The following is a 10,080-nucleotide window of genomic DNA, read 5'->3' on the forward strand; positions in this document are numbered from 1 at the left end:
TGACACCTGTGGGAGGAATCGGCTATGGGTATGACGCGGCGCGGCGCTCTCCTGATCACGGCATCGTCGCTCCTGGTGGGAGCGGTCGGCTGCGGGGCGCCCGAGGCTCCCGGCCAGACCTCGGGCGACACCACCGGCGAGGTGCCGCAGCGGCCCGGCAAGCCCGTCACGCTCAACGTCCTCGATGTGGCCGGCAACCTCCAGCTGACGCAGGGCATGATCGACGAGTTCGTCGCCAAGAACCCCGAGGTGATCTCCCGGGTGACCTATTCGAAGGCGCCGGCGCCCGAGCTGGCCGGAAAGATCAAGGCCCAGCAGGGCGCGAACCGGGTGGACATCGGTCTCGTGCTGACCGGCGTCGACGGTCTGGCCGCCGGCATCGAGCAGGGGCTCTGGATCGACCTGTTGCCGACCTTCCAGGATCGCCTCGGCGGCATGCGCGACTACCTGGAACCGGCCGCCGCCATGCAGCGGCTCGCCGGCAACGCGGGCGTCACCGTCACCTACTACCCGTCGGGCCCGCTGCTCGAATACCTGCCGTCCCGCCTCGCGACGCCGCCGACCAGCGCGGACGCACTGCTCGCCTGGGCCAAGGCCAACCCCAGGCGGTTCCAGTACGCCCGGCCGGCCAACTCCGGGCCGGGCCGGACGTTCCTGATGGGGCTGCCCTACATCCTGGGCGACACCAACCCCAAGGACCCGACCTCGGGGTGGGACAAGACCTGGGCCTTCCTCAAGGAGCTGGGCCAGTACGTCGACTACTACCCGTCCGGCACCACCGAGACGATGAAGAACCTCGCCAACGGCACCGCGCGCCTGATCGTCAGCACGACCGGGTGGGACATCAACCCCCGGGTGCTGGGCACGGTGCCGAAGGAGGCCCGGATCGCCACCATCGACGGCTTCCACTGGGTCACCGACGCGCACTACGCCGTCCTGCCCAAGGGCGTGTCGACCGACACCCAGGCCGCGGTGCTGGCCCTGCTGGCGTTCATGCTCACCCCGGAGCAGCAGGCGAAGGCGTACGACGAGGGCTACTTCTACCCCGGCCCGGCGGTGCAGGGCGTCCAGCTCTCGTCGGCGCCGCAGAAGAGCCAGGACGCGATCCGGGAGTTCGGTCGCCCCGAGTACGACGCGCTGATCGCCGGGCACCCGACCGAGGTTCCCCTCGACGCCAAGAGCCTGGTGGCGGCGTTCAGCCGGTGGGACCGCGAGATCGGCGGCGGGAAGGTCAAGCAGGGATGAGCGCCTTCTCCCGGCTGCGACTGGACGGGGTGTCCCGCCGGTTCGGCGGCCAGGCCGCGCTGACCGAGCTGGACCTGACGATCGAGGCGGGCGAGTTCATCGCCCTGCTCGGCCCGTCCGGCTGCGGCAAGTCGACAGCGTTGAACTGTCTCGCCGGGCTGCTGCCGTTGACGGCGGGGAGCATCTGGCAGGACGAGCGCCGGATCGACACGCTGCCACCGGAGCGGCGCGGTTTCGGCATGGTCTTCCAGAGCTACGCCCTCTTTCCGCACCTGACGGTCCGGGCGAACATCGCCTTCGGGCTGCGCATGCGGCGGCTGCCGAAGGAGGAGACGCGCCGACGCACGGCGGAGGCGCTGCGGCTGGTGCGGCTGGAGGAGCACGTCGACAAGCTGCCCGGGCAGCTCTCGGGTGGCCAGCAGCAGCGCGTGGCGATCGCCCGCGCGGTGGTGTTCGAACCGTCCCTCGTGCTGATGGACGAGCCGCTGAGCAACCTCGACGCCAAACTGCGCCTGGAGATGCGTACCGAGATCCGCCGGCTGCACCAGTCGTTGGGGCTCACCACCGTCTACGTGACCCACGACCAGGAGGAGGCGCTGTCCCTGGCCGACCGGCTGGTGGTGCTGCGGGAGGGGCGGGTGCAGCAGGTTGGCTCCCCGCGGGAGCTGCACACCCGACCGGCGAACTGGCACGTCGCCGACTTCATGGGCTACCGGAACCTGTGGCGGGGGCGGGTCACGCGGGTGGACGACGCGGTGGTCACCGCCGAGTCGGCCGGCCAGCGCCTGCTCGGCGAGGCGGTGGGAGACCTCCGGACCGGGGCGGAGGCGGTGCTGGCGGTGCGCCCCGAGGACATCCGCGTCGACGGGGCCGGCGAGACCCGCAACGCCCTGTCGGCGACCGTCGAGGTGGTGGAGTACCAGGGCCGCGAGTTGGCGGCCGAGGCCCGCACCGACACCGGCCTGCTGCTGCACCTGCGCACCGAGCGGCGGATCGCACCGGGCGACCAGGTCAAGCTCGCTGTCGACCCGCGACGGCTGCTCGTCTATCCCGACGGCCCGGCCCACCGCCCGGAGGACCAGGGGGCGACGCGGTGAGCGGCGCCGGGCCCGACAGGCCGCTGGCGCACTGGCGGCACCGGCTCGCCGAGCGGGGCGTCGACCGTCAGCTCTGGCTGCTGGTCCCGGCCCTGGTCTTCGTCGTCGCCCTGTTCGTCTACCCGTTCTGCTACGGACTGACACTGTCGTTCCAGCCCACCAACGGCGGGCCGTTCAGCGACTACGCCCGGTTCTTCTCCGACGCCTACGAGCGGGGCACGATCTGGATCACGCTGCGGATCGCGTTGCCCGCCGCGCTGCTGAACGTCCTCGCCGCGGTGCCGATCGCCTACCGGATGCGTGGCCGGTTCCGGGGCAAACGGCTGGTCACCACAGTGCTCGTCGTGCCGATCACGCTCGGCACCGTCCTCACCGCGCAGGGGCTGCTGAACTTCCTCGGCCCGACCGGCTGGTTCAACCGGATCCTGCTCGCCACGCACCTGGTCGACGAGCCGGTGCGGCTGACCCACAACTACTGGGGCGTGTTCTTCTCGCTGGTGATCACCGGCTTTCCGTTCGCGTTCCTGCTGGTGCTGTCGTACCTCTCCGGCATCGATCCGACCCTGGAACGGGCGGCGGCGACGCTCGGCGCGGACTGGCGTCGCCGGTTCACCCAGGTGACCCTGCCGCTGCTGATGCCCGGCCTGGCCACCACCTTCTGCCTGACGTTCGTGCTGGCGTTCAGCGTCTTCCCGTCGGCCGTCCTGGTCGGCAACCCGGCCGGTGAGACCCGGGTCATCTCCCTCGCCGCCTACCAGGCGGCCTACGAGCGGTACGACTACCCGTACGCGTCGGCGATCGCAATGATCATGGGCTTCGTCGAGCTGGTCATCATCGCGGTGGTGCTGGCCGCTCGCAGCCGCTTCTACACCGGCTCCACCGGAGGCAAGGGCTGATGGCGACGACGACCGAGGCACCACCGATACGGCCCCCCGACACGACGCGGCGACGGCGGCGGATCGCCGCGCGGCCGGCCGCCTGGATCGTCTGGGGCGTCGTCGTCTTCTTCTTCCTCAACCTCCTGGGCGTCGTGGCGTCCGTGCTGGTCAGCTCGTTCGGCCAGAGCTGGTTCGACACCTGGCTCCCCGACGGCTACACCACCAGCTGGTACGCCCGAGCCTGGGACGAGTTCGCGCTCCTGTCGGTGATCGTCGTGACGCTGGAGGTCTCCGTACTCGTCGTGGGCCTCTCCCTGCTGATCGGCGTGCCGGCGGCGTACGCCCTCGCCCGGCGGTCGTTCCCGGGCAAACGGCTGGTCTTCCTCGTGTTCCTGCTGCCCATCCTGATGCCACCCATCACCTACGGCATTCCGCTGGCGACAGTGCTCTACAAGTTCGGTCTGGCCGGCAACATGTCCGGGGTCGTGCTCGCCAACCTCGTACCATCGGTGCCGTTCGTCATCCTGACCATGACCCCGTTCATCGAGCAGATCGACCCGCGGATCGAGAGCGCCGCCCGGATGTGCGGCGCGGGCCTGCGTACGGTGTTCCTCCGGGTCCTCACCCCGTTGCTCGTGCCGGGCATCCTCGCCGCCGCGATCCTCGTCCTGGTCCGGACCGTGGGCATGTTCGAGCTGACCTTCCTGACCGCGGGCCCCGACTCGCAGACCCTCGTGGTGGCGCTCTACTACTCGATGTCCGCCTCCGGGATCAGGGCCCAGCAGTCGGTCGACGCCATGGCGGTCATCTACACCTCGATGATGCTCGTCCTGCTCGTCGTCGCGTTGCGCTACGTCAACCCGACCCAGCTGGTGGCCCAGGTCAAGGACGAGCCCGAGCACTGAACCCCGCGCCGGCCGTCGCCTCGTCGAGGAGCTCGCCCAGCCGGCCCGCGACCGAGATGAGCGCGGGCAGCTTCGCCCGCAGACCGCGATAGGTCGCGGCGAGCGCCGGGTCGGCCGGCACGGGCTGGCTGGCGTCGTCCTCGGAAGCGAGCCGGGTGACCGCCGCCCGCAGGTCGGGTGCGTCGCCGATCGCGAAGAGCCCGAGCGCCGCCGCGCCGAGGGTGACATCGTCGGCCGCGCCGGCCACCCGCACCGGACAGTCCAGGACCGCCGCCATCACCGCCCGCCACAGTGGCGACCGGAACGCCCCGCCGGCGAGTCGCACGCTGGTGATCGGCGTCAACTCGGCCAGCCGGTCACGGACGCCGCCGAGTTGCAGGCAGACGCCCTCCACGGCGGCCCGCACCAGGTGGTCGCGGGAGTGCTCGCCGCGCAACCCCAGAAACGCGCCCGGCGGGCTGGGGACCCCGGCTGCGACCTGGTCAGCCAGCAGGTACGGCAGCATGACGAGGCCGTCGCTGCCGGGCGCGATCCGCTCGGCGAGACCCAGCAGGGCCGGCGTCGCCCGGTCGTCGGCGCAGGCCGGCTCGACCTCGGGTGCGAGGGTACGGGCCGCCCACCGCACGACGTTGTCCCCGTTGCTCACCGCCCCGCCGACCACCCACGCGTCCTCGGTCAGCGCAGCGCAGCAGAAGGTCTCCGCCGGGTCGACGAGCGGCGCCGCGACGACCGTCCGCAGTGCCCCGGTCGCCCCGAGCGTCAGCCCGCCGACGGCCGGTCGATCGCGCCCCGCCCAGACTGCGACGGGCCGTCCCCCGCGCCCACCACGACCGGCGTGCCGATGGCAGGCCGAGCACCTGCCCGGCCGCCGCGGAGAGCCGCAACACCGCCGTGGTGGGCAGGACCGGGGGCAGTTGGCGCTCCGACACCCCGGCGAGGTCGAGTACGGCCGGACTCCACAGCCGACGGTGCACGTCGAACAGCCCGGTGCCGGATGCCGAGGACAACTCCGTGACCAGCATCCCGGTGAGCCGGTGGAGCACGTAGTCCTTGAGACCGACCCACCAGCGGGTCGCGGCGCACAACCGCGGCTCGTGGCGGGCGAACCAGAGAAGCTTGCAGAGCGGGCTCATCGGGTGCACCGGCGTACCGGTCAACCGGTGCAACTCCCGGCTCTGACCGGAGCTGCGCAACTCACGGGCCGCCTCCGACGACCGGGTGTCCCGCCGGGTCAGCAGCGGCGTCAGCGGGGTCAGGGCCGCGTCCAGGCCGATCAGACCGTACCGGGCCGAACTCAGCGCGAGGGCGACCACCTCCGCCCCGGCGGTGCGGGCGACACACGCCGACGTCGCCGCCAGGGTGGCCGCCACGAGCGCCTCCGGGTCCTGCACCTGCCAGCCGGGCACCGGCTCCCGCAGCGGATACTCCCGGGTGGCCGTGTGTCGCGCGGTGCCGTCCAGCGCGAACGCGGCGGCCCGCACGGCAGTGCTGCCCACGTCGACGGCGAGGATGACACGGCGCTCCGGCCCCATCAGCCCATGGTCGAGCGGTCTCCGACGGGCCGGCAAGCGGTTGCGCGCAGTTGTCGTCGCGGCCCTGCGTCCAGCTCAGACCAGGAACTGCTCCCGCATCGTCGCGCCGAGGTTGATCCCACCCACCGCCCGAGGGCTGGCCGGGTCGTGCACGGCGACTGTGTTGTTGCGCCGCATCAACTCGCGGACCGCGGGCGGCAGCCGGGGCGGGTCGTCCATCGCGGTGAGGACCTGCGCCGCGCTGGCGATCAGCCGGTCGACCAGGGCGGCGGCGTCGGTGTCCACCCGCACCCGGCCGTACTCCCATCCCGCGGTGGTGAGGTCGAGCACCTCGAACACCCGGGTCAGCACCGGATTCGGGTCGGTCACCCGATCGAGTCGGGGAGCCTGGCTGCCGAGAACCGTGACCGCCGCGGCCACCTGCGCGTACGGGTGGAATCCGCACGGCAGCCCGAACAACGGCCAGCGCAGCGCCGGACCGGCCTCCTTCCACAGCGGCCGGTAGTTGCGGCGGTGCACCAGCAGCCGCCGGCCGGTCCGCTGGTGGATCTCGTGGGCCTGGGCCTGGAGGTCGACGTGCGCCTCGTCGGCGACCTGACTCACGATTCGGGCCGCCACCACCAGACCGTCGTCGCTGTTCAGCGTGCCGGTGAGCGCCTCGACCTGCTCGGGGAACCGAATCTGCGCATGAGCGCCGTAGCGGGTCTGGACGTCTCGCAGCAACGCCTGCTGGTGTTCCGGATCGAGCTGGACGCGCTTCTTGCCGCCCAGCAATCGACGGAGCCAACGCATGTCGCCTCGTTTCAGCAGAGCCGTCGCGGACGGCGGCAATGCTAGTGCGTCGAACCTCGCTCGTGTTTCCAAGGGGTGGCCGAGCGACGTCGACAGCGGTCACCGCCGGCGGGGCGTGACAAGTCCCGACTCGTACGCCCACACCACCAGCTGGGCGCGGTCGCGGCAGTGCAGCTTGGTCATCGCCCGGTTGACGTGGGTCTTGGCGGTCAACGGGCTGATCACCATCCGGGCGGCGATGTCGTCGTTGGTCAGCCCTCGGGCGACGAGTTCGACGATCTCCCGCTCCCGGCCGGTCAGCACGTCGCGGCCGGCGACCGGCGCGGCCGGCGGTGGACCGGCCACGAACTCGCTGATCAGCGTCCGGGTGACGGTCGGCGCGAGCAGCGCGTCCCCGCGCGCCACGACGGCCACGGCGTGCAGCAGGTCGGCGGGGTCGGCGTCCTTGAGCAGGAAGCCGCTGGCGCCCGCCCGGAGGGCGGCGAAGACGTACGAGTCGAGCCCGTAGTTGGTGAGGATGAGAACCCGGACCGCCGTGAGGTCGGGATCAGCGGCGATGCGTCGGGTGGCGTCGATGCCGTCCAGGCCCGGCATCTGCACGTCCATCAGCACGACGTCCGGTCGCAGGCGTCGTGCCAGCTGGACGGCCGAGGCGCCGTCGGTGGCCTCGCCGACGACCGCCAGGTCGTCCTCGGCGTCCAGCAGTGCCCGGAAGCCGGCTCGCATCAGCGCCTGGTCGTCGGCGAGCAGGACCCGGATCACGCCGGCACCTCGCGCGGGCGCCCGGTCATGACGGCTCGGTGAGCGGGATGGTGGCCCGCACGGCGAAGCCGTGGTCGTCCTGAGCAGCGGCCCGCAGCGTGCCGCCCAGGGCGGTGACCCGCTCCCGCATGCCGCGCAGGCCCACCCCCGGTGTCGGAGGTCGGGCCGGCGACGCCTGCCCGTCGTCGGTGACCGCGACGGTCAGCCCGGTCGGGGCGTACTCGACCAGGACGTGCGCGGTGGCCGGGCCGGCGTGCCGGGCCACGTTGGTCAGCGCCTCCTGGATGACCCGGTACCCGGCCTGGTCGACCTCGTCGGGCAGCCCCCGTGGCTGACCGGTGACGGTCACCCGCACCGGGACGCCCACCGCCCGGGTCCGTTCGACCAGCTCGTCCATCCGGGCCAGCCCGACGCGGTCACCGTCCTCGGGTGCGCGCAGGACGTCGAGGGTGGTGCGGAGTTCCCGCATCGCGGCGCCGCTGGCCTCCTGGATCGCCAGCAGCGTGGCCGACGGCTCCTCGCCGTGTTTGCGGGCCAGGTGCACGGCGATCCCGGCCTGCACCTTGATCACCGAGATGCTGTGGGTCAACGAGTCGTGCAGGTCGCGGGCGATGCGCAGGCGCTCCTCCCCGGCCCGACGAAGGGCCATCTCCTCGCGGGTGCGTTCCGCCTCGATCGCCCGCTGCTCGACCTGCTCCAGGTACGCCCGGCGCTGCCGCGCGACGAGCCCGGCCACGTTGGCCGCCACGAACCAGCCCAGCAGCAGGGCCGTCCGCTCGGCGACCAGCTGACCCGGCCGGTTGGCCGGTGCCATCGCGATGTCGCGGGCCAGAAAGCTGCCGAGGAAGGCGAGACTGGCCACGACCGCGGCCGAGCGGTACCCCCGCCAGGCGGTGACGTAGACCGCGCCCAGCACCGGGAACGCGGCGGACACCCCGGGGTGCACCCGAACGTGCACGGCCAGCATGGCGACGGTGACCACACCGAGCGCCGGCACCGGGTACCGCCGGCACGCCGCCACGGCCACCGCCATGGCCAGGACCAGGGCGACGTCGAGCGCCCCGATCCGCGCGGCGTCCGGGGTGAGCGCGGCGTTGCCGAGCAGGAGGGCGCCGAGGGCGAGACCACTGAGGGCGTACGGAAGGTCGCGGCGCATGGTCGCACTGTAGAACGGCTGTCGCCGGTGGAGCGTCCCGCACGCGTGGTATCCGTGGCGTACCACGGACGCGGTAGCGGCGGTGGCGCAAGTGTCTGCGTCGGAAGGACGTTTTCCCCGCCTGCCACGGCGAGCATCGAGCCCATGACATACCGGTTCTTCGCTCCGACCCCCGCGAGGGCGGCCACCGGCCGCACCGCGGCGGTCTACCAACAGATGCGCGACGAGTTCCTCGGGCCGCTGCCCACCTTCCAGGCGCTGTCGGCCGTGCCGCAGGTGCTGGCCGGGACGTGGGCGCTGATGCGCGAGGCGCTGCTCGCCGGGGACGCCTCCCGGGTCGACCGCGAACTCGTCGCGGCGGCGGTCTCCCGGGCGAACCGCTGCCAGTTCTGCGTCGACGCCCACCTGCTGCTGCTGCACGCGCTGGGCGAGCCGAAGCTGGCCGGGGCGGTCGCCCGGGGCGATGCGCCGCCCGAGCCCAGGCACGCCGAGCTGGTCAGTTGGGCGCAGGCGAGCCGTAGCCCCAGGGCCGCCGGCTGGACCAGCCCTTACCGCACCGAGGTCACCGGCACGCTGCTCGTCTTCCACTTCATCAACCGGGTCGTCTCGGCCCTGCTCGACCCCGATCTGCTCCCCGGCGGTCTGCACCGCGCCCCGCTGGTGCGCTCGGTCGGGGGTCGGCTCTACGCCAGGGCGGCCCGGCAGTCGAACGAGCCCGGCCGAAGCCTCCCGCTCCTCGACCCGGGCGGAGCCGGTGCCACGACGCCACCCGGCTGGGCCGGGGACAGCCCGGTCGGCGTCGCGTACGCGTCGTTGCGGGACGCCGCCACGCGTGGCGGGGAGCTGCTGGGCGAGGTGGCGCGCGAGACGGTCACGGCCACCGTGCGCTGGGAGGACGGGCGGTTCCCGGCCCGCCCCGGGGACTGGGCCGTCGACCTGGTCCGGGACATTCCCGGCGCGGACCGCATCGGGACCCGGATCGCGTTGCTGGCGGCCTTCGCGCCCAGCGCGATCAGCCCGGGAGACGTCGCGCTCTGGCGGCTGTCCCACCCGACCGACGCCGACCTCGTCCGGCTGGTCGCCTACGGGGCGATCACCGCCACCGATCACGTCGCCCGGGCCCTGAGCTCGGCGCACCTCTAGGAGCACACCATGCGTAAGGCATTCCTGGTCAGCAGCGCGCTGTTGCTCGCCGCGTTCGTCCTCCAGTTCATCTTCGCCGCCGTGGGCGGGTTCACGAAACCCGCCGGCGACGGCGCGTACGCCCTGCACAGCGTCAACGGGATGGCGGTCATACCGGCCCTCACCCTGCTCACCGCCCTGTCCGCCGCGCTGGCCAGGGCACCGGGCCGGCTCGTCGCGCTGGCGATCCTGCCGATCGGTCTCGTCGTCGTGCAGGCGCTCATCGCCATGCTCGCCAACTCGTTCACCGACGCCACGGGCGCCAGCACGCCGCTCGGTCTGACCGTCGGTGGGCTGCACGCGCTCAACGGGATCATCGCGGTGCACGTCGTGGTCGGCGTGCTCCGGGGAGCGAAGCGGGTGGCCAGCGACACCCCGGTGGCCGTCCGGGAAGGAGCACCGGCATGACCACCGGCTCGCTGCTCGCGGCCGACCTGGTGACTCGCGGTTCCTCGCGGCCGCCGGGTGGCTGGGCGGCGGTGCCGCGTCGGCTGTCCGGCGCCGGCAGCTGGCCCGGGGCCTGGCGGCCTT

10 protein-coding genes and 1 pseudogene are annotated in these 10,080 nt (G+C 72.7%); 6 read left to right on the plus strand and 5 right to left on the minus strand.

The features are described 5' to 3' along the window. The first annotated feature begins 24 nt into the window (after positions 1 to 24). Genes JM949_RS15265 through JM949_RS15280 form a run of 4 tightly spaced genes read left to right on the plus strand, consistent with a single transcriptional unit; the run spans position 25 to position 4,125 of the window. Entirely contained in the window at positions 25 to 1,245 is a 1,221-nt protein-coding gene (locus tag JM949_RS15265) for an extracellular solute-binding protein (protein ID WP_203149139.1), read from the plus strand. Then, positions 1,242 to 2,342: an ABC transporter ATP-binding protein gene (locus JM949_RS15270; RefSeq protein ID WP_203149140.1), complete on the plus strand. Its 1,101-nt coding sequence runs from the start codon at positions 1,242 to 1,244 to the stop codon at positions 2,340 to 2,342. Before JM949_RS15265 ends, JM949_RS15270 begins: the two co-directional genes overlap by 4 nt. Then, the gene (locus JM949_RS15275) at positions 2,339 to 3,238 is read left to right on the plus strand and encodes an ABC transporter permease (protein ID WP_203149141.1); all 900 of its coding nucleotides are present in this window, start codon (positions 2,339 to 2,341) and stop codon (positions 3,236 to 3,238) included. The genes JM949_RS15270 and JM949_RS15275 overlap by 4 nt, the downstream gene beginning before the upstream one ends. Next, on the plus strand, positions 3,238 to 4,125 hold the full coding sequence (locus JM949_RS15280) for an ABC transporter permease (protein ID WP_203149142.1): 888 nt from the start codon (positions 3,238 to 3,240) through the stop codon (positions 4,123 to 4,125). The genes JM949_RS15275 and JM949_RS15280 overlap by 1 nt, the downstream gene beginning before the upstream one ends. On the opposite strand, the gene JM949_RS15285 is transcribed toward JM949_RS15280, so the two are convergent. The 5 genes and pseudogenes from JM949_RS15285 to JM949_RS15305 form a co-directional block, all read right to left on the minus strand. Beyond that, complete coding sequence (locus JM949_RS15285; RefSeq protein ID WP_309232166.1) at positions 4,103 to 4,786, minus strand: FGGY-family carbohydrate kinase; 684 nt, start codon at positions 4,784 to 4,786, stop codon at positions 4,103 to 4,105. The two genes, JM949_RS15280 and JM949_RS15285, sit on opposite strands and share 23 nt — an antisense overlap. A 232-nt stretch (positions 4,787 to 5,018) precedes the next feature. Then, positions 5,019 to 5,657, minus strand: a pseudogene (locus tag JM949_RS37075) (FGGY family carbohydrate kinase); the annotation flags it as partial. Between the two features lie 75 nt (positions 5,658 to 5,732). Beyond that, a complete protein-coding gene (locus tag JM949_RS15295; RefSeq protein WP_203149144.1) occupies positions 5,733 to 6,449 on the minus strand; it encodes a hypothetical protein in 717 nt (238 codons plus the stop codon). Positions 6,450 to 6,548: 99 nt separating this feature from the next. Then, complete coding sequence (locus JM949_RS15300) at positions 6,549 to 7,211, minus strand: response regulator (RefSeq protein ID WP_203149145.1); 663 nt, start codon at positions 7,209 to 7,211, stop codon at positions 6,549 to 6,551. Positions 7,212 to 7,236: 25 nt separating this feature from the next. Beyond that, on the minus strand, positions 7,237 to 8,367 hold the full coding sequence (locus JM949_RS15305) for a sensor histidine kinase (RefSeq protein ID WP_203149146.1): 1,131 nt from the start codon (positions 8,365 to 8,367) through the stop codon (positions 7,237 to 7,239). A gap of 144 nt (positions 8,368 to 8,511) precedes the next feature. Here JM949_RS15305 and JM949_RS15310 point away from each other — a divergent pair, with 144 nt between their 5' ends. Both JM949_RS15310 and JM949_RS15315 read left to right on the plus strand, forming a co-directional pair. Beyond that, a complete protein-coding gene (locus tag JM949_RS15310; RefSeq protein WP_203149147.1) occupies positions 8,512 to 9,510 on the plus strand; it encodes a carboxymuconolactone decarboxylase family protein in 999 nt (332 codons plus the stop codon). Between the two features lie 9 nt (positions 9,511 to 9,519). Then, the gene (locus JM949_RS15315; RefSeq protein ID WP_203149148.1) at positions 9,520 to 9,957 is read left to right on the plus strand and encodes a DUF6220 domain-containing protein; all 438 of its coding nucleotides are present in this window, start codon (positions 9,520 to 9,522) and stop codon (positions 9,955 to 9,957) included. The last annotated feature ends 123 nt before the right edge of the window (positions 9,958 to 10,080 follow it).

It is taken from the genome of Micromonospora tarensis (assembly GCF_016803395.1).
Taxonomy (GTDB): Bacteria; Actinomycetota; Actinomycetes; order Mycobacteriales; family Micromonosporaceae; genus Micromonospora; species Micromonospora tarensis.

Coding starts and splice junctions, on each gene's coding strand:
- JM949_RS15305 (WP_203149146.1), bottom strand. CDS start 8,367: ATGCGCCGCGACCTTCCGTACGCCCTCAGTGGTCTCGCCCTCGGCGCC.
- JM949_RS15280 (WP_203149142.1), top strand. CDS start 3,238: ATGGCGACGACGACCGAGGCACCACCGATACGGCCCCCCGACACGACG.
- JM949_RS15265 (WP_203149139.1), top strand. CDS start 25: ATGGGTATGACGCGGCGCGGCGCTCTCCTGATCACGGCATCGTCGCTC.
- JM949_RS15295 (WP_203149144.1), bottom strand. CDS start 6,449: ATGCGTTGGCTCCGTCGATTGCTGGGCGGCAAGAAGCGCGTCCAGCTC.
- JM949_RS15315 (WP_203149148.1), top strand. CDS start 9,520: ATGCGTAAGGCATTCCTGGTCAGCAGCGCGCTGTTGCTCGCCGCGTTC.
- JM949_RS15270 (WP_203149140.1), top strand. CDS start 1,242: ATGAGCGCCTTCTCCCGGCTGCGACTGGACGGGGTGTCCCGCCGGTTC.
- JM949_RS15310 (WP_203149147.1), top strand. CDS start 8,512: ATGACATACCGGTTCTTCGCTCCGACCCCCGCGAGGGCGGCCACCGGC.